Raw genomic sequence first — 20,150 nt, 5'->3', positions numbered from 1 at the left:
GAAAAAATTTTTATCGAAAATCAGAGTGAAATGTTACAACGCTCGGACATTTCAAAAAAAGTGGTTATATCTTACCTTACAGGAAGCATAATAGAAAATTCTGAGCCTTGCCTCAGCTCTGAAACAACCTTGATATAGCCCCCTTGCCTTGTTACAATCTCACGAGCCAAATACAAACCTATTCCCACACCCTGTTGATCGTGTACTTCTTCCTCACGATAGAAGCGCCGGAAGATGGCAGCCTGATTGCTTTCTGAAATGCCCTTGCCGGTGTCGGTCACTTTGACCTCTACGTACATTTCCCACTGAACCACTGATACAGAAATCTTTCCACCTGACGGAGTGTATTTTACTGCATTGTCCAGCAGATTGAAAAGGGCTTCGCTTGTCCACTTGCTGTCATGGGAGATTATCAAATTTTCCGGGCAATCCACGGATACAGCAATTTCTTTTTTCTCTGCGGCATATACAATACTGCTCATGGCTTGTGCAAGCGTATGGAATAAGCTGCTGTCTTTCTTTTCTAATCGTATTGCTCCGGTTTCCAACCGGGACGTTTTAACCAGTGCTTGGAACAGAAAATCCAGTTTATCAGTCTGACTACGTATGCCTTGTAAAAAGTCCATCCGTTCTTCTTCTGAAACAGGCTTTGTTAAAAGTGTGTCCGTTACCATTTGCAAATTGCTGACAGGCGTTTTAACTTGATGTGAAATATCAGAAATCAGCATTTGAAGCTCCTGTCGTTCCATGTCTACCTTGTGCCGGTTTTTCTGCATAATCTCATACAACCGAATTAAGCGGTGGTTGATACGGGCAAAAAGAGTTTCACTATCATTTGACTTTTGTAATTCCTCGTTTCCATCAATCATGTTGTCCAGCGTCCGGCACAAATTAGAAGTAAAATGAGAAAGGCGTTTTCCAAAAATCAGCACCAATAGCCAAATCCAGAAAAACGCACAGAGTGTCAATGTTCCACCCACTATAAAAATTCGTATATCCTGCATTATACCGCCGAAAATACCGGTAATTACCAGCATAGAGAAAACCATGCCAGCACTAACCAGTCTACAAATTTTCTTAGCAGAAAGGTTATTCAGATTCATTTCTTTTCGCCTCCTGTCCATTGATACCCCATACCATAAACCGTTTTGATATATGTGTCGCCATCCGCTTCAATCTTACTGCGAATACGGCTGATAGAAGTAGTAAGGGTATGTTCATCTACATATTTTTCATCAACATCCCACAGTTTTTCTAAAAATTGTTGGCGAGTAAGTACCTGCTTCGGATTTTTAAGAAATAGGTTCAACATTTTATATTCCATCGCAGAAAGTGCTAATGGTTTCCCGTTCAAACTTGCAAATTGTTCCGAAAAATCCAGAAACAAGCTACCATCCTCGTAAATATCCTTAGCTGGTTTGTGATGCTCCAACATAGCGAACATGGCTTTGATTTTTCGCTGCAAAGCACTAATCGAAAAAGGTTTCGTGATATAATCCACTGCACCAGCTTCATATCCCCGTATCTGATTGCTTTCCTGATCGTTGGCAGTTAGAAATATAACTACTGTATCAGGATGCTCTGGCTTGATAAGACGGCATAGGTCATAACCATTTCCGTCTGGTAAATTTATATCCAGCAATACCAAATCAAAAATGTTTGTTTTTAATGATTCAGCGGCTGTCCTTGCATTCAGAACAGAAGTTATTGTGTAACCGTCCAATTCCAAATTATAAGTAAGCGTTTTATTCAAAAGATTATCATCTTCGACAATTAAAATATGCTTCATATTATCACTTCCTTTTCTTTTTGCAGATAGTATAACAGGCAAATGTCCGAGAATTGTTACAAGGACAAATATATTTTTCATTTTACAGCTTTTTTCTGTGTACTGCAATTTTATAAAAGAAAGGACAGCAGTGTCAAATTGCTGTCCTTTCTTTTATCATAGCTGGTAGTGTATAAGCGTGGGTTCATCATATCGGGTGTGGTATCTTTAACTACAGGAAACTCCCTACAACACTATCTCACTTCTTGCTTAATAAAGTTCTAATGAATCTTCTGTATCCACCCACATCTGTAAATTGCCATCAAGATATAATCTTGCATATTCCAAAGGCTCATCCACAGCCAATGAAGTAAGCGCACATTCTGATCCATATGTGGTTTTTAAATTTTTTTCAGCTTCCCAGCAATCAATGCGAAGCATATATCCAGCACTTGTGTAAACATCAATACTATCGTGGTTTATATTATATTCTGCATAAATTGTTCTCATCGTATCTTATCTCCATTTTCTTTTGATAATCAGTTACAGAGTTAAATATCGAAAACATTTCAATCAGTTCACCATGTCGTTATTGTTATATGTTATATTGTGTTATGAAATTTTCTTTCCCTTAATTTTTCCCATATTAAGGTTCATGAAAAGCAATGGGAAAATGTAACACAAGGGAAAGAGTAAGGGAAAGTTCACTTGCTACAAACTTAGTATTTTCAAGGGTTTGCGAAGAATTTGATAATCAAATATAACAGTTATTAAATTTCCTAAAATATGTGAAATATCAACTGGAATTTGGCTATTTCGTTGCAACAATACTTATCCAATGATTTTTTGCATTTGAATACGTTTTGATCTCTGTAAAACCCGCTTCTTTCAAAGCGGCAACAAGTTGTTTAGATGTGTAAATCTTCATACCATTGATCATCTTTGTCCATTTTTCATCTGCGGCATTCGTTCCGTCACTCTCGTTACAAATCAGGAATATGCCTTCGCTTTTCAGCACACGGTTGACCTCGGAAAAGCATTTTACTAATCCTGGCCAAAAGTAAACTGTTTCGAAGGCAGAAACATAATCAAAAGTCGCGTCAGAAAAGGGTATAGCAGATACATCTCCTTGAACTACATTACATTTCCCTTGTTTAATGGCGAGGGCGTTCAATTTTTGAGATTTTGCCACACTAACCTCAGAATAATCCATTCCTGTCACGTGGCCATTTCTACATCTATCAAGCCAGACCGCAATATTTGCTCCGCCGCCACAGCCGACGTCAAGAACTTCAGCATCAGACTTCGTGGAGATATTTGAGAATCCCCATTGCGATAATTTGGCGTGACCGCTGTTCATCATCTTCGTCATCAATTTTCCGCCGAAGCCTTGTGGCTTACGGGTATTTTCAAAAAATCTCATTACAGAATTCCTCCTCCACAAATACCGGTTTTCTTAATTCGACAAACCGGTATTGCTCAATCGTTTTTCTCCGTTAGGAGAATATACAATCCATAAATAAAAAGAACAAGGAATAAAACCGTAGGAATCAATAATCCATTTTCTAAAATACTTATAATCATTCTTCCAGGTGGCGTTACCCATGCAGTTGCTGGATTTTGCATTGCCGCTATTATCATTCCTACAATACCAACAACACTACTTAATGTTAAAAAACCACCTTTTATATTTCTACTCATAATCATTACCTCCTCGTTAAATACCGATTTATCTCTTACATTTTATCATATTCTATCCCAAAACTCTATTCTTAGATTGCCAAAGAGCAGCCTTCCGACTGCTCTTTCTGGCTCCCCAGGCAAGTCTTTCGTGAATACTTCCTGTTGGCATTTGCTCCATTTGTCGCTTTTCTTCTAATGCCTTCTGCTCCTGTATATCCTGTTGTACCGCATCATCTACAGCATTTTCTCCAAGAACACGCACTACCCGGTCATATCTATCAGAAACATCCTGCAATTGTTGTTTTTCATCAAATAACTGCTCTTTTTCTTCACGCACTGCATCTAACTCTCTTTGTATTTGGTTATATGCTTGCTTTGTTTTCTGATATTTGTGTTTCCATTTTTCTACTTCTTCGGCAAGTTCTTTAACCTGTGCAGCCATCGCAGCAATTTTATTTTTCACCTGAGTAAACAGTGGTTTTATTTTCTTATCCCGGTAGGTTGTTGCACGTTCCAATGCACCAGCTTCTGGAAGTAGAGTTTTCACTGTTCCATATTCCTTTATTTCTTTGCTGACATTATCCATTACCGGCTGTAACCGTTCTCTGCGTTCTTCCAGGCTATGCAGATCTTTCTCGGCTTTTTCCGCACACTTCTCAGCTTCCTCTTTATCTTTAACTGCCTGCTCCTTGTCATCTTTTAAAAGCTGGATATTGTGGTAACAATCCGTCTGAAACTGCAATATCATCGTGATCCGGAACGTGCTGAACAGATCAAACAGATCAAAGGCTGGTAAAAAAATTACTCCTGTGAATAGCAAACATTCGCAGGAGTTTTTTTGGCACCGTTTTGGCACCGCTGGTCTTATTTTTCAATTTTAAATTTATCTTTACTTAGTCTTATTGATAAATTTCCTTTAATCTCCGCATTGAAAATTCATAGATGATTTTACTTTCCACCCAACAGAAAAACCCCGGAAACCTTACGGTTCCGGGGTATCTTACGTTTGGACACAATGTACCTTGCGGTACTCAATATATATTAAATTAGGATGTTATACTAATTAACGATTACTCGATGATTGTAGCAACACGTCCTGATCCTACAGTACGTCCACCTTCACGGATAGCAAATGTAAGACCCTGGCTCATAGCGATCGGATGAATCAGCTCGATTGTCATCTCGATGTTATCTCCAGGCATGCACATCTCTGTTCCCTCTGGAAGGTTGCAAACACCTGTTACGTCTGTTGTTCTGAAATAGAACTGCGGACGATAGTTGTTGAAGAATGGTGTATGACGGCCACCCTCGTCTTTAGTCAGAACGTAAACCTGAGCTGTGAATTTTGTATGGCATGTAAGTGTTCCTGGTTTAGCAAGAACCTGTCCACGCTCGATCTCGTTTCTCTGAACACCACGAAGAAGTGCTCCGATGTTATCACCAGCCTGAGCCTCATCAAGAAGTTTACGGAACATCTCGATACCAGTTACAACAACTTTACGAGTCTCCTCTTTGATACCAACGATCTCAACTTCCTCAGATACGTGAAGAACACCAGCCTCAACTCTACCAGTTGCAACTGTACCACGTCCTGTGATGGAGAATACGTCCTCTACAGGCATTACGAACGGTTTATCTGTGTCACGCTGTGGGTCCGGAATGTACTCATCAACAGCATCCATAAGCTCCATGATCTTGTCTCCCCATGGGCCAGCCGGATCCTCAAGAGCTTTAAGAGCAGAACCCTGGATAACCGGAATGTCATCTCCTGGGAAGTCATACTCGGAAAGAAGATCACGGATCTCCATCTCAACGAGCTCAAGAAGCTCCTCATCGTCTACCATATCACATTTGTTCATGAATACAACGATGTAAGGAACACCTACCTGACGGGAAAGAAGGATATGCTCTTTAGTCTGAGCCATAACACCGTCTGTAGCAGCAACAACAAGGATAGCACCATCCATCTGAGCTGCACCTGTGATCATGTTCTTAACGTAGTCAGCATGTCCTGGGCAGTCAACGTGTGCGTAATGTCTACGCTCTGTCTGATACTCAACGTGAGCTGTAGAAATTGTGATACCACGCTCTCTTTCCTCTGGAGCTTTATCGATATCCTCAAAGTTCTCTACTACGTTTCCTGGAACTCTCTCTGCAAGAACTTTAGTGATAGCTGCTGTTAATGTTGTTTTACCATGGTCAACGTGTCCGATGGTACCAATGTTACAATGCGGTTTTGTTCTCTCAAACTTAGCCTTTGCCATTTTAAAATGTCCTCCTTAAAACTTGGCTCTATCAAAATTAGAGCATTTTTTCAGATTTAAACTTGCTAACCTTGATTATATTGCAAACCAAGGTTATTTGCAAGCATTTTATTTATTTATAGTGGATCAGTCCTTCTTAGAAAGGATCTTCTCCTGTACAGACTTCGGAACCTGCTCATATTTCTCAAAGAACATAGAGTAGTTACCACGTCCCTGTGTTCTGGAACGAAGGTCTGTAGCGTATCCGAACATCTCGGAAAGCGGAACATATCCACGGATCATCTTACCGCCGCCGATATCTTCCATACCCTCGATACGTCCACGACGGGAGTTGATATCACCGATAACGTCACCCATGTAATCCTCTGGTGTAGTAACTTCGACCTTCATGATTGGCTCAAGAAGAATCGGAGCTGCTTTCTGCATAGCATCCTTGAATGCAAGAGAACCTGCAATGTGGAATGCCATCTCAGAAGAATCGACTTCATGGTAAGAACCATCGTATACATTTGCATGTACACCAACTACCGGGAATCCTCCGAGGATACCAGCTTTCATAGCTTCCTCGATACCTTCGCCAATTGCCGGGATGTATTCCTTCGGAATAGCACCACCAACAACTGTGGACTCGAACTTGTACAGCTCTTCTCCGTTGGCATCCATAGGCTCGAATTTAACTTTACAGTGACCATACTGTCCACGACCACCAGACTGTTTAGCATACTTGCTGTCTACATCAACAGGCTTGGTGATTGTCTCTTTGTAAGCAACCTGAGGTGCACCAACGTTAGCCTCAACCTTGAACTCACGAAGAAGACGGTCAACGATGATATCCAGGTGAAGCTCACCCATACCAGCGATAATGGTCTGTCCAGTTTCCTGATCTGTATGAGCACGGAATGTCGGGTCCTCCTCAGCAAGCTTAGCAAGTGCCTCACCAAGTTTGCCCTGTCCAGCTTTTGTCTTAGGCTCGATCGCGAGCTCGATAACTGGCTCCGGGAACTCCATGGACTCAAGGATTACCGGATGCTGCTCGTCACAGATTGTATCACCTGTTGTAGTGAATTTGAATCCGATCGCTGCAGCGATATCACCGGAGTAAACCTTATCCAGCTCCATACGTTTGTTAGCGTGCATCTGAAGAATACGTCCAACACGCTCTTTTTTATCTTTTGTGGCATTCAGTACATAAGAACCGGAGTTCATTGTTCCTGAATAAACACGGAAATAAGCAAGTTTTCCTACGAATGGGTCAGTCATGATCTTGAATGCAAGAGCGGAGAACGGCTCATCATCAGATGAATGTCTCTCAACTTCGTTGCCGTCAAGGTCAACACCCTTGATAGCCGGGATATCTGTAGGAGCCGGCATATACTCAAGGATTGCATCCAGAAGTTTCTGAACACCTTTGTTTCTGTAAGCGGAACCGCAGCAAACCGGTACTGCTGTACACTCACATGTAGCTTTTCTGAGGACAGCTTTCAGCTTGTCTACAGAAGGCTCATCTCCCTCAAGATACTCCATCATGAGGTCATCATCCAGCTCGCAGATCTTCTCGATCAGCTCTGTATGATAAAGTTCTGCATCTTCCTGCATATCCTCCGGGATATCAGTAATGGAGATGTCATCACCCTTCTCATCATTGTAGATGTATGCTTTCATCTCGAAAAGATCGATGATTCCTTTGAAGTCATCCTCTTTTCCGATCGGAAGCTGAAGGCAGATAGCGTTTTTACCAAGACGAGTCTTGATCTGCTCTACTGCACCGTAGAAGTTTGCACCAAGGATATCCATCTTGTTGATGAATGCCATACGAGGTACATTGTAGGTATCAGCCTGACGCCATACGTTCTCTGACTGCGGCTCAACACCACCCTTAGCACAGAAAACGCCGACAGCACCATCAAGTACACGAAGGGAACGCTCAACCTCAACAGTGAAGTCTACGTGTCCTGGTGTATCAATGATGTTGATACGATGCTCAAGAGCACCTGGCTTTGGCTTGCAGTTCTCCTCAAGAGTCCAGTGACATGTTGTAGCAGCGGATGTGATTGTGATACCACGCTCCTGCTCCTGCTCCATCCAGTCCATTGTCGCTGTACCTTCATGAGTATCACCGATCTTGTAGTTAACACCTGTGTAATAAAGAATACGCTCTGTAAGAGTTGTTTTACCAGCATCGATATGCGCCATGATACCGATATTTCTGGTTCTCTCTAATGGATATTCTCTTCCTTCTTTTCCAGCCAATGAATTTTCCTCCTCGAATTAGAAGCGATAGTGAGCAAATGCTTTATTTGCCTCAGCCATCTTGTGCATGTCTTCTTTTCTCTTAACGGATGCACCTGTGTTGTTCATTGCGTCCAGAAGCTCATTAGCCAGTCTTTCTTCCATTGTCTTCTCGCCTCTCTTACGTGAGAACATTGTAAGCCAACGAAGAGCAAGTGCCTGACGTCTGTCTGCTCTTACCTCGATCGGAACCTGATAAGTAGCACCACCGATACGTCTTGCTTTTACCTCGAGAACTGGCATGATATTGTTCATAGCCTCTTCAAATACTTCAATTGCTGGTTTACCAGCTTTTTCCTCTACTCTGGTGAATGCACCGTATACAATTTTCTGAGCAACACCTTTCTTACCGTCTAACATGATGTTATTGATAAGCTTGGTAACCACTTTGTTATTGTACATCGGGTCAGCCAGAACGTCTCTTTTCTGAGTATGTCCTTTACGTGGCACGTTACTTCCCTCCTTAATCATATTGATTATATCATCGGTACTCACGCAGTAAAACTATTGCATGTTCGCACTGGTAAGGTCCTATATTTAACCCGCAACCGACAGGGTATATGGAATACCGTACAAATCCTTATAGTCTTCCGCTGTAATACATTAGATGAATAATATCTTTGTAATCCTCCTGATTATCTGCAATCAGGAAGCGGCGTAGATTTCTGATCTACAAAAATTATTTTTTAACTTTAGGTCTCTTAGCTCCGTATTTGGAACGAGCCTGTTTTCTGTTAGCGACACCTGCGGTATCAAGAGTACCTCTGATGATATGGTATCTTGTACCAGGTAAGTCCTTAACTCTTCCTCCACGGATAAGAACAACGCTATGCTCCTGAAGGTTGTGACCCTCTCCTGGAATATAACTTGTTACCTCGATACCGTTGGAAAGACGAACTCTGGCGATCTTTCTAAGAGCTGAGTTAGGCTTTTTAGGAGTAGCTGTTTTAACAGCAGTACAAACACCACGTTTCTGTGGAGCAGCCTGATCAACTGCTTTCTTTCTTAAAGAGTTGTATGTTTTCTGCAGAGCCGGTGCTGTAGATTTTTTAACAGCTGTCTGACGGCCCTTTCTTACTAACTGGTTGAATGTTGGCATTCCATTTCACCTCCCGATTTATTTCTCCATGGGCTTTCCCATGGGGCCTTGCGGTTGCTATTTACAAATTACGGCATGCGAAAATATAACGTTTCATTCGCACGCTTGCTCATTATAGACCGTAAATACAGGGCTTGTCAAGGTGTTTTATAAAGAATTTTTGCTGATTTTACAGGGGTTTTACACGGTTTTCTCCATAGATGTCACAACCTGCCGGAAATACCCATTTTTCTTCTGCTGATATACCAGAGTATTCCCAGTATTCCTGCTATTAATATAGAAAGAACTGCTCCCGCCTGCAGCCCCGGAGTCCGATATTTCATAGTAACCGTATGTGTCCCGGCCGAAAGCTTTACACCGGTAAGCCCCTGGATGCTTTTCCCATCGACCTTTTTCCCATCTACATAAATCTGCATATCAGGATCATAAAATATGCTGAGAAGGAGCATTCCATCCTTTGCTGCAGCTATGGTACCCTTTCCATTCTTCAGATCCATCTGCCGGGAAGTAAGCATTTCATAGATCTCATCCAGGTCCGATTCCCGGTAAGTTCCCAGAACCGCTTCCTGCATTCCGGTTTCCGCAGTTACATGCACAACCGTATCCGTATCATAAGTGCCAAGATCCAGGAAATTATTATTCCAGTAATCGGATTTCTGCTCCTGGCCGTTGATCGTTACAGTTTCCGGCTCTGTTCCCGGGATATAAAGATACCCATGCTCTCCTTCTTTCAGCGAAATATCAAAATCCACAGTCCCGGCCCATACTGCTTCTGAAGACACCGTCTGCATTTTGTACAGTCTTTTTCCCGCAATACCGCTGAGCAGCCGGTTCTGAACCTCAAGTGGATCTGTTCCTTCCATTGCATAGTCCAGTACGGAATCACTGACCATATATCCTGCTTTCAGTGCTCTCGGATTCTCATAGAGATCAAAGGACTGGCTTTCTCCGATTTTTTTATAAACAGTATGAAGCTTTCTTGTATTCCTGCAAAACAGATATCGTATTCCCAGAAGCATATCCGTCACTTCCGTGGATCCCGCATACTGAAAACGATTTTCCAGATTTTCAAAGCCCATGTTTTTTACAAAATCCCACATTACCTCTGTATTAGTAGAGGAATACATAGATATCCCGTTCAGCTGATACAGCATCTCTTCATTCCTCACAAGAGGATTTACGATGGCGGCACGGTAATCCACCTGATCCACACCGGCAGATTCCAGTAATCCACAAACCTCCTGCTCACTTTCCACATAAATATCACGGTTTGCGGTTCCATTATCTGTAATACTGACGATTCCGTGAATTCCTGTCTCTGCAAGGATCAGCACTGCCAGCACCAGACATCCCAGCTTTCGGATCTCCACACAGCAGAAGGCATGACCGGACAGTTTTCCACAGATACACCGTTCCGTCCACATAACCAGAAAGAATACTGCAAGAACCCCTGCTGTAAGCAGAAGTCCCCAGATATTTCCACTTTTGATCCCCACAACGATACAGAAGCCCTCTGCAGCGATCAGTCCGGCAAAAATTCTTCCTGTGCTTTCATTTTCCACATTTCCCCATGCATCACAGGACATTTTCAACAGCAGAAATATCAGGATGAACACAAAACGATTGGGGATTCCCACAGGTTTATGCAATCCGTGAAAAAGCAAATTCAGCGCTGTGATATGGATCCCCGCAAAATACAAAACGATCAATATACCTGTTACGATTTTTTCTGCTGTGCGGATTTCTTTATTCAGAAAATAAATTCCGGCAAAAAGCAGCACTGCACAGCCACAGTAAAGGTTCACATCTCCCTGGTCGCCGGATTTTACAAAGGACAGGGAATCCTCGCATAGTGCGCCCAGCTGTTTCCAGATATCTCCGTACACTCCCGAAAGTCCGGTGCCTGCCTTTTCCGCCGCTGCAGTTCTGGATACCGCAGCAATTCCGGGGATCAGTGTGATTCCTGCAAATCCGGCTCCGGCAACAGACGCCCCGGCAAATTTCAATAATGAAAAACGGATTTTCTCCGGCCGTCGACCGGATTCTGCCGCAGCCAGCTCTGCCAGATAATAAAAAGCCGCAAATGTGCATAACATAAATCCCATATAATAGCTGGTTAAAATACAGTACCCCAGCACCAGACAATACCCTCGCCATTTTCCGGTATGCACCAGCTGTTCAATAAGATATGCAAGCACCGGAAGAAGCATGATACAGTCCAGCCACATCACATTGCTGTAATAGCCTATAAGAAAATTAGACAGTGCGTACATACAGCCAAGAGAAACTGCCATACTTCCTCTGCCCGGATATTTTTTCCCGGAATACCATGCCATGGATACGCTGCAAAGCCCTGCCTTGATCAGGATCACCGCAGTGACAGCCTCGTTTACATACATGAATTTCATAAACAGCAGTATTAGGAAGCTGAACGGACTGCAGAGATAATAGCAAAACAATCCGTAAAAATTATATCCCATGGCATGTGCAGACCAGGTCCAGCCCGTTCCCTTTCCAAGCTGCTCTGAAAGTTCCCTGTAAAAGGCTGTATACTGATGGACTCCATCTACCACCAGCGCCGAATTTTCTCCAAAAGGATAAACACCCTTCAATGCAAAGCCCAGCGTAAAGATCAGCACCGGAAACAGAAACGCCAGGAGATAGATCCACCCTCTGTTTCCCTGTTTTTTGTTTTTTTCCGCTTTCTGTATTCTTATTGGTCTCATTTCATTTCCTCGTCTGTCTGCAGCAATTCCAGGCCGTTCTGTTCTGGACAGCTGAATTATCTATCGGCTGTTATTTTCTGAAATACTGTTATTTCTTTTCCGTCGTTTTTTCCTACTGTATCATGTTTTTGTGAAATTACTGCGAATTTTTTCAGAGCAAAAGAAAAAAGCTGTCACATCATTGGAGACACAGAAAACTCCGCCGACGTAACAGCTTCTTTCTGAAGGAATCTGTGTACGCTGATCCACAGATCTCTTCATGGGTGTAATTATTAACTTTATGTGATGAGTTTTTTAGTTCCCAGCCTGTATGATACGGATATTCACATATCCTGAAGTGGCTGTTTACAGGTTAAGAACTATTATGGATATATGATAGCATGGCCATATATGTTTGCAAAATTGATATTTCGTGTTTATAATATAGAATATTTTAATATTTATCAAACGGATAAAAGCCTCTACCACACGGTAAAATTCTGTTTTTATAAAACGGTATAGCCTCTGGATTTCAGGCAGGCTCTTACTTCCATGATATCCTCGGTATGGAATACCATGATCGGCTTGCCGGAATCACGGTTAAAGGAGAGGTACAGATAATCCACGCTCACATTACTGTCCTTCAGTGTAAGAAGCAGATCATTCAGATTTCCGGTTTTATCCTCAACCTCCACTCCGATCACCTCGATCACGTGGCAGAGATATCCTGCAGCAATCAGAGCCTCCATTGCCTTATCCGGCTCCGAAACTACCATTCGTACGATTCCGTACTCTGCGCTATCGTTGGTTACAGAGCCCAGAATGTTGATATCCTCGTTCTTCAGGATACCGGTAATGTTCTGCATAACACCCTTTTTATTTTCTGCATAGATGGATAACTGTTTCAGCATGATAAAATCCTCTCTTTCCTATGTGCTTTATTTTGCTGTTCTATCGTATGATAAATCTTCGCACATCTTATCAGGTATGTCAACCAGAGCAAGCCGGATAATAACACAGACCTTCATATTTTAGTTTACCCGGCTCCATAAACACTGATATTTTATGATCAGCATTTAACCCGGCCCGCCTGTTCACCGCATGTGAGCATGGAGATATTTTTCCCGGGTAGCGATACCTCCCCGGATATGTCGCTCCTGCTTGTTTACATCCAGTACCTTGCGAACTTCTATGGCCAGAGCCGGATTGATCACTTTCAGGCGTTCTACGCAATCCTTATGTTTGGTTGTCACTAATTAGAACGGTTTCATCTAAGCCTAAATCACCGAAGATTCGTAAGTAAATATCTACGTTACCATCCTTGTCTACTTCAATTTTCTGGATAATCCGTTTAAGCTGTGCATTGGTCATCTGGTGAACATCGGAAATATCTTCAATCTCTTTAAACGTGCGATTCAAGATTGTTTCCAGTTGTTCACCTTTTGTCAGGTGATAAGCAACCATTTTCAACTCATTCTCCAGACGCTCGATTTCCTGTTTTGTGCCGCCGATTTTTTCATTCAGTTCCTCACGTGTAATGAGGTCATCGGTGTACATATCTATGTATTTCTGACGCATTTTTTGAAGCTTGTGAAGCTGTGCGTTCAATTCCTTTTCGTAATTCAGGTTCTCATCCTTGGCTTTGTAAACCCTCTGGAATTCGCCTGTTACGTGACGAATTACATTTTTCTTTGCTTTCAGCAGCTCGGAAAAGTATTCGGACAGAACTTCAATCAACTCTTCCTCGTCCACTGTCTGAGCATTCGGGCAGCTATCCGCCCCACGTCCATTATGACCGGAACATACCCAGCGAATATAAGTATTCTTATAAGTACGAACAGTTCGTCGAAATGACCAGCCACATTCCTTACATTTAATCAGAGTAGAAAACAAATACTTATTGCTCTGCCGTTCCTTTGTTAATTTAAAAGTCTTGCTTCTGCACTCCAAAATCTCCTGTGCCTTTTCATACATTTCCGGCTCAATAATCCGCAGTTCCGGACGTTCTGTTACCATCCACTCCGTCTCGTCTTTTTCCGTTCTCTGTCCAGTCAGGAAGTCAGCTACTTCCTGCTTGCCGTTGATAATTTTTCCGGTATAAAGTTCATTCGTTAAAATCCGGCACGTCGCATTCTGGCTCCACTGACAATTACGCTTTGTTCGGATACCTTTCGCATTCAGCATGTTTGCAATCTTGGCGGCACCATATCCTTCTTCGATATACCATTTATAAATCTGCCTGATAACAGCTGCTTCTCCCTCGTTGATTGCCAAATTAAAGTAATCTCCAATGGTTTTATCATATCCGTACACAATATTCGGAACTCGTCCTTTTTCAGCATTCATTTTCTTGCCGAATTTCACACGCTTTGAAGTATTGGCACTTTCTTCCTGCGCCAATGCACCGAAGATTGTCAGAACAAATTCACTGTTTCCCATGCTGGTCATGTTGGCCGTCAAAAACTGTGTCTCGATTCCTAATGCTTTCAGTTTGCGGACATTCTGCAGAAGGTCTACAGTATTTCTGGCAAAGCGAGAGATGTCCTTTACTACTACCATATCAAATAGTCCATGTTCAGCATCAGCCATCATGCGTAAAAATTCTTTTCGATTTTTTATTTTCGTGCCTGAAATACCCTCATCTGCATATAATCTAACTAAGTTGTCACCAGTACGCTGGGTGTACTCAGAAAAAAATTGCTTTTGAGCTTCCAGACTGTTGAGCTGGTCGGCTTTATCAGTGGAGACACGGCAGTAAGCTGCTATATTCATATTCAGTGCCTTTCTGTTATATTTAAGTCGTTCTGTTACAACTTTATTATAGCAAAACAAGTAAAAAAAGCAAGAGATAACTTTCACATTTTCCCTTGCCTTTAACCTTATACTTATAATGGACTCCAATTATAATCAATGTTTCCTATTTGAACAACCTTTACATTCGTACATTCAAATTTCTTTTCATTAAAAATAGCATAATTTGTTCCACCATCAACCAACGTACTTTTAAATTTTATTCCATCATATCCTAAGTGCTTGATATAATCACAAATATACTGCGTTGGCACATAATCCAATGCACGGTCAAATCGTCGCATCGGTTTTGCAACCTCATCTCCAATTTTTCGAATGATTTCAATGTTAATTGCAAACCATGTCATATCAAAATCAGGGATAGAAAAAGGACCTATTTTATCAAACAAACTCAAATCCACTATTCGCAAATCTTTTGTTTGAATAAACTCTCCGACAGATACATGATCATAATCCCTTGCTCTTACTTCATGAAAGGTGGTTTCCTCATCACCTGCCAGATACAAGCATTGAATACCTTCTGAATTTGTTCGTCCAGCCGTTGTTAATGCTACTGGTGGCACTCCCATTTTTCTCGTAGAATATCCAGAAGTATAACTATCCTCATCGCATATTCTTGAACGAAATAATTTTAAAGTACCTTTCGGAATATCAATGACCATGTTTTTTAACAAATTCTCTAATTGATCAAAATTAACTTGCTGAGAATGAAATCTATTTACATGCTTGATATTATAACAAAAATCATCCCAATTATAAGTTTTTAGGATACATTGTTGTTCCATTGTATCCGCCGAAAAGAATTCTCGTATTGTAACCTTCTCGTCAAATAACTCTGGTTCATCTTGATACCGTTCACTACAAATAGCTGTAATGATCTGCTGTATATCGTCCCCTGTAACAGAAAACACTTTCCATTTACTCAAAAAATTCTTTAAATAATCTGCCCTTACATCTGACTCGGTAACTTTAAGATGTTTAGCTACCGTAAAAGCATCCATAATTTCTTCCAGATACTCTTCTAAATAATGATCTTCTTCCGTATCATAAATAATACAATCCGTTTTATGTTGGATTTCGCAATCACCATGTCGATTTTCACTTGCAATCATTGAACTGAGCTGCTCATCCAAAAAGCATTCTAATCCAATCTGCATTATTATTTTCCTCCCAAGAAATTGCTGACCAACTCAATATGATGCATAATAGAATATTTCTTAACTGTTCCTAAACCTGGATATTTTCCAGAACTATAACAATCATAAAACCCTTGTAAACCTAATGTATTCTGTACATTATTTTCGTCACACCAGTAAACTAATTTTTCCAGTGCTTCACCAAATTTTCCACCCGGGTCTTCGATTCCCTCATTTGAATCAGAAACAAAATGATGTATCCGCAATTCCTTTTTTTTATCAAAATAAACAACATGAATCGCTACTGCAACCGGAGCAAATCCTGATTCATTAAATTCTTCTCCAACAACAGAATAATCTGCAAATCCAACATAATTTTCATTCTGATAATATAAATGACTATCTGAAAAGAATTCATCCTGATTGTCTATATAATCAATATTTCTAGATTGCTTATTAAAGTTATCTTCAAATAAAACTTTTGAATCTGGAATTACTCGTCTAAAAGCTCTATCATCCGGAATTAACGTAAATCGTGGTAATGTATCTTCGTATGCATCCAAAAAGTCATCCAAGCAATCCCTATTCAAATTTATAATAAGATATTTATTCTTAGATGCTTCACTTTTTATTTCAGATAAAATACCACGATCCATGATATAAGACTTAATCACTTTATCATTTTGGGTTAGTAAATCATACATTTCATTAGCAACCTTGGAATCTTCTTCACGCATTTCCTTCAACTTTTTTGCGAAATCCCCCACTGTTGGATTAAATACTACCGCAATTTCTCTATCATTTTTAACAAATGTTTCTAATGTTTTTAATAATGTTGAAGATGGTTTCACCGGTTCTATTATCGGAATAACTTTTTCGCTAATACGTTTTCCTTCCAGCAATTCTCGCAAAGCAATTAACTCAAATTGTCTTCCACGTAAATACGGAAAATACATTTTACACACCTCCATAGGATTCATTCAAAAATTTCGTTATCTTTTTATAATCATCAGATTTCAAATTCATAAAATATGCCAAAAATTTTAGTTCATAAGGAATCTTACTAAATTCGTCTTTTATAATTTGACTTCTCTTTTTTAAAAGCTTCAAAACTGATAAATATGCTTCTTCTAATGGTATCTCTAAAAACATTTTTTTACACTCTGAATAGTATTTAAATTCTGAAACATCCGGCAAATGTTTATATTTATTAAAAAGGATTTCTTCGTATTCTTGTTTTCTCAATATCTTAAAAAGAATTTCAGCATCTAACTCTACGCTATATGCCTGTGGCTTTTGTATTGTTGTTATAGTTCCACGTTTTTGCAAAATGTAAATACCAACAGGTTTTCCAATCATTTCTATCTTTTTCTTCAATACCTGAAGATTTTCTTTGCAAGTAACAACCGCTACATGATCAAATGCCTTATAATAATCATTTATTTGATTTTCCAATCTATCAAAATTATCCAATTCCGTTTTTATTTCATACACAACTGCTTTACCATTAATCAAAACAAAATCTGCTTTAGACTTTGCAATAGGAATTTCCGTTAATGCGGTTGTCGTATTCACACTATGTATGCCTAATAATAATTTATTCAACAATGTATTTTTATAATAATATTCGTTTCTATAACCTTCTCTTAATACATTATAAATTTGACTTATCAATTCTGAATTTTGCTTTCCTGTACCATTATCGACGTATCTTCTAACAACTTGACTGTATGTTTTATCATATCCATTATCAAAACAGTTGCGAAAAGTACTACGAGAAAAAATTTTATTCAAAATATTTAATTTGTTCTTTTCCATACTTTTCACCTCCGTATACTTTATCAGGTTAATTATATCAAATTTATTTGTCTATATCTACCCTTGTTTTTCTTTATGACACTTTTATTCCTCTCTCCACACACAGCTCAAAAGACACCCTACATTCCTATGTAGAGTGCCCTTCTGTACCATTCATCTGCTCGGGAAGCTCATCCGCTGCTTCTTGTATTGCCTGTTCCACCTTACTTGCATTTGCTTCAATCAATATCTTTAACAGATAGTCGGCGGTTACTTCCGCAGTGTTTGGATTATGGAATCGATAATTAAGTTTTCTCTTTTTCATAGCGGAATTTCCACCTCCTCCCGTATATCCTTGTCCATAACTATGAAAATATTTTTTCAAATAGTCCTACCAAATGTCATTCCTGTTCAACTTCAATAAATGCCGGTCAAAGGGGCACCCCTGTTGTAAACCACCGCTGTAAACAAGCTCCAAAAAATCTAATTCTTTTTGTTTTTTCAGTTTTCTTTCCTCAATACCAAATTACTCTTATATATCTGTTTACTGTTTACAAATTCTACAACTCAAAGCAATAACCATAGATAAAAGCGTAAACAACACGCCAACTACCGTAAACCTGACTGGCATTTTACTGGAAGGATAACTCCATCTGCCGGGCTTCCTCCTCAGTAACCGGATGCCAGTCATTTTCATTTTTTAAGTCTTTTGCGTCTCGTTTACAGTTTTCGTTTACACATACCCACGAACGCTGTGTACCGTAATCCTTGAATCTTGTCATCGTCCCCTGTTTCCAACCCACAATACTTGTATTCATGATTTCACAGATGCGGTCTGTCTCCGCCTTCTTCGGCTTTATATAAGGATTGTCCAGTGCCTCCTTAAACAGCATCAATGAACAGACTTTCCTATCCTCATGTTCATCCAGCCATGCCTGTATCATTCCGGCCTCCGTATCATCCGCCATGAACTCCTGCCGCAATTTATCAAGCTGTGCTTCTGTTTCCTTTGAAAACGCCAATTTAAAATTCCCATTACGGTACAACATCATTGCTTCCGCCCACACCTGATCAATATACTGTCTGGATTCCTTCTCATTTTCGAGGATATGAACCTCCATCTCTGCCCGGTTCGTCTGAACCGGAACGAATCTTCGATTTCCGGTACGGTCAAACGGCAGGAATCGCTTAATATTGGATGTTCCTACAAATACACATTGTCTCGGACGATCAAGAGCATATACTGCATAAGAATCCCGATAAGTCTCTTTCTGCCTGCTCAGAAAGCTCTTTGTTTCCTCAATACTCTTGGAACGTGCCGTTGCAACCATTTCAGACATTTCAATCATCCAGTGACCGCGAAGCTGACAATAAACTTTTTCTGAATCCAGCTTGCCAATGTCATCAGTGAACCAGTCATCCTTTACTGCCATGAAACGAAAAAATGTAGATTTTCCCACGCCCTGACCCCCGACCAGACAGAGCATATATTCAAACTTAATTCCGGGGCGGAACGCACGGGCAATAGCTCCCAGCAAAAACATTTTCATACTTTCATAGGTCAACTCATCCACAGGTGCACCAAGAAAATGATGCAGCACATAGCGGATACGTTCCTGCCCATCCCATTGCAGACTGTTCAAATAATCCCGGACAGGGTGATATTTGTTCCGATCTGCCTGATGGACAATACTTTTCTGCACAATCTTATCCATCGTCAAACCGTAAGTCTCTTCCAAATAAAGCATAATATAGTTCAAATCCATATCTGTGAATGCCGGGCTTATCCGTTCCCACCACACGGGTTTTACAATGTCTGTCTGCTCAGTCAAAATATTGTGCCGGAATACATCTTTTAACAGAGGATCATGTTCTAAAATTAGCTTACAGTTATGCCGATTGTTTTTCACAGCACCCTTCTGTGTCATTTCCAGTTGTTCTCTGATTTCCTCTACTGTCAACTCCGTTTCCATTATATCCATTACTTCGCACAATTCCTGTCGTGTCTGTGGTGATAAAGTCTGAAATTCTCTGTTCAATCGCTGTCACCTCCTTCCCATGAGCTACCACTACGGCAACTCGTTCTTCTAATGTGCCTGATAATAATGTATCCAACAGGTACTCTGTTTCTGATATTTTTTCCAATGCCTCCATAAACAGCGGATGCCAGACATCTTCCATCTGTTTCGGCGGATACTCTTCTTTCCACTGTTTCAACAAATGCAGGTAATCTGCCAGTGCACGGAAATATCTATTTTCTGCCTGCAGATACCTCTGTTCCTGTGTTAGCTGTCGTTTGATTTGTTTTCTCTGTGGCGGGCTGTGCCCCATGTTCTCATAATGTATAGAAAAATCTCTTGCCAATTTCTCTGCCGCCTCTTTTGGTTTTAAATTGTACAAGTGTGCCGTAAAATCAATCACATCCCCATCTGCCTGACATCCGAAACAATGAAAACGCCTGTCCACTTTCATGCTTGGATTCTTGTCACGGTGAAATGGACAGACCGCCATTCCATTCTTGTTTACCCGTATTCCATAGCTTTCTGCAGCCTGCCGGGTAGTCACAGACTGTTTAACTGCTTCAAATATATTCATCCT

19 protein-coding genes and 1 pseudogene are annotated in these 20,150 nt (G+C 40.6%); all 20 read right to left on the bottom strand.

Features of this window, described 5'->3' with window-relative positions; translation table 11 throughout:
* Positions 1-71 precede the first annotated feature (71 nt).
* Positions 72-1,103: a sensor histidine kinase gene (locus BN3261_RS14565; RefSeq protein ID WP_006859034.1), complete on the bottom strand. Its 1,032-nt coding sequence runs from the start codon at positions 1,101-1,103 to the stop codon at positions 72-74.
* Positions 1,100-1,789 (bottom strand): response regulator transcription factor, encoded by a 690-nt coding sequence (locus BN3261_RS14560; RefSeq protein ID WP_009265522.1) that lies wholly within the window; start codon positions 1,787-1,789, stop codon positions 1,100-1,102. The genes BN3261_RS14565 and BN3261_RS14560 overlap by 4 nt, the downstream gene beginning before the upstream one ends.
* Positions 1,790-2,038: 249 nt before the next feature.
* On the bottom strand, positions 2,039-2,278 hold the full coding sequence (locus BN3261_RS14555; protein ID WP_006859036.1) for a DUF6061 family protein: 240 nt from the start codon (positions 2,276-2,278) through the stop codon (positions 2,039-2,041).
* A 301-nt stretch (positions 2,279-2,579) separates the two neighbouring features.
* Positions 2,580-3,191 (bottom strand): class I SAM-dependent methyltransferase, encoded by a 612-nt coding sequence (locus BN3261_RS14550; protein ID WP_021650335.1) that lies wholly within the window; start codon positions 3,189-3,191, stop codon positions 2,580-2,582.
* Between the two features lie 56 nt (positions 3,192-3,247).
* The gene (locus BN3261_RS14545; protein WP_044960621.1) at positions 3,248-3,469 is read right to left on the bottom strand and encodes a hypothetical protein; all 222 of its coding nucleotides are present in this window, start codon (positions 3,467-3,469) and stop codon (positions 3,248-3,250) included.
* A gap of 52 nt (positions 3,470-3,521) precedes the next feature.
* A complete protein-coding gene (locus tag BN3261_RS14540; protein WP_015526358.1) occupies positions 3,522-4,199 on the bottom strand; it encodes a hypothetical protein in 678 nt (225 codons plus the stop codon).
* A 322-nt stretch (positions 4,200-4,521) separates the two neighbouring features.
* Positions 4,522-5,715, bottom strand: a complete 1,194-nt coding sequence (gene tuf / locus BN3261_RS14535; RefSeq protein WP_015526359.1) for an elongation factor Tu — start codon at positions 5,713-5,715, stop codon at positions 4,522-4,524.
* Between the two features lie 126 nt (positions 5,716-5,841).
* Entirely contained in the window at positions 5,842-7,965 is a 2,124-nt protein-coding gene (gene fusA, locus BN3261_RS14530) for an elongation factor G (RefSeq protein ID WP_255363785.1), read from the bottom strand.
* A gap of 18 nt (positions 7,966-7,983) precedes the next feature.
* Positions 7,984-8,454 carry a 30S ribosomal protein S7 gene (gene rpsG / locus BN3261_RS14525; RefSeq protein ID WP_059086633.1) on the bottom strand — a complete coding sequence of 157 codons (471 nt, stop codon included), beginning with the start codon at positions 8,452-8,454 and terminating at the stop codon, positions 7,984-7,986.
* Between the two features lie 229 nt (positions 8,455-8,683).
* Positions 8,684-9,103: a 30S ribosomal protein S12 gene (gene rpsL / locus BN3261_RS14520; RefSeq protein WP_015526360.1), complete on the bottom strand. Its 420-nt coding sequence runs from the start codon at positions 9,101-9,103 to the stop codon at positions 8,684-8,686.
* 203 nt (positions 9,104-9,306) lie between these two features.
* On the bottom strand, positions 9,307-11,829 hold the full coding sequence (locus tag BN3261_RS14515; protein ID WP_059086632.1) for a YfhO family protein: 2,523 nt from the start codon (positions 11,827-11,829) through the stop codon (positions 9,307-9,309).
* A gap of 485 nt (positions 11,830-12,314) precedes the next feature.
* Positions 12,315-12,719: a hypothetical protein gene (locus tag BN3261_RS14510; protein ID WP_059086631.1), complete on the bottom strand. Its 405-nt coding sequence runs from the start codon at positions 12,717-12,719 to the stop codon at positions 12,315-12,317.
* 183 nt (positions 12,720-12,902) lie between these two features.
* Positions 12,903-13,058, bottom strand: a pseudogene (locus BN3261_RS14505) (sporulation transcriptional regulator SpoIIID); the annotation flags it as partial.
* Positions 13,045-14,580, bottom strand: a complete 1,536-nt coding sequence (locus BN3261_RS14500; protein ID WP_059086964.1) for a recombinase family protein — start codon at positions 14,578-14,580, stop codon at positions 13,045-13,047. The pseudogene BN3261_RS14505 and the gene BN3261_RS14500, both read right to left, overlap by 14 nt.
* A gap of 113 nt (positions 14,581-14,693) precedes the next feature.
* The gene (locus BN3261_RS14495; RefSeq protein WP_059086630.1) at positions 14,694-15,776 is read right to left on the bottom strand and encodes an RES family NAD+ phosphorylase; all 1,083 of its coding nucleotides are present in this window, start codon (positions 15,774-15,776) and stop codon (positions 14,694-14,696) included.
* Positions 15,777-15,778: 2 nt separating this feature from the next.
* Positions 15,779-16,711, bottom strand: coding sequence for a sce7725 family protein (locus BN3261_RS14490; protein WP_059086629.1), 933 nt, complete (start codon positions 16,709-16,711; stop codon positions 15,779-15,781).
* A 1-nt stretch (position 16,712) separates the two neighbouring features.
* Positions 16,713-17,573, bottom strand: coding sequence for a sce7726 family protein (locus BN3261_RS14485; protein ID WP_008707128.1), 861 nt, complete (start codon positions 17,571-17,573; stop codon positions 16,713-16,715).
* 127 nt (positions 17,574-17,700) lie between these two features.
* The gene (locus BN3261_RS17820) at positions 17,701-17,877 is read right to left on the bottom strand and encodes a hypothetical protein (protein WP_173681220.1); all 177 of its coding nucleotides are present in this window, start codon (positions 17,875-17,877) and stop codon (positions 17,701-17,703) included.
* Between the two features lie 307 nt (positions 17,878-18,184).
* Complete coding sequence (locus BN3261_RS14480) at positions 18,185-19,534, bottom strand: virulence-associated E family protein (protein ID WP_110925829.1); 1,350 nt, start codon at positions 19,532-19,534, stop codon at positions 18,185-18,187.
* A complete protein-coding gene (locus tag BN3261_RS14475; protein ID WP_059086628.1) occupies positions 19,443-20,147 on the bottom strand; it encodes a CHC2 zinc finger domain-containing protein in 705 nt (234 codons plus the stop codon). The genes BN3261_RS14480 and BN3261_RS14475 overlap by 92 nt, the downstream gene beginning before the upstream one ends.
* Positions 20,148-20,150: the final 3 nt, after the last annotated feature.

Source organism: Blautia massiliensis (ex Durand et al. 2017) (assembly GCF_001487165.1).
GTDB classification, from domain to species: domain Bacteria; phylum Bacillota; class Clostridia; order Lachnospirales; family Lachnospiraceae; genus Blautia_A; species Blautia_A fusiformis.
This window is presented reverse-complemented; position numbering and strand designations above follow the sequence as displayed.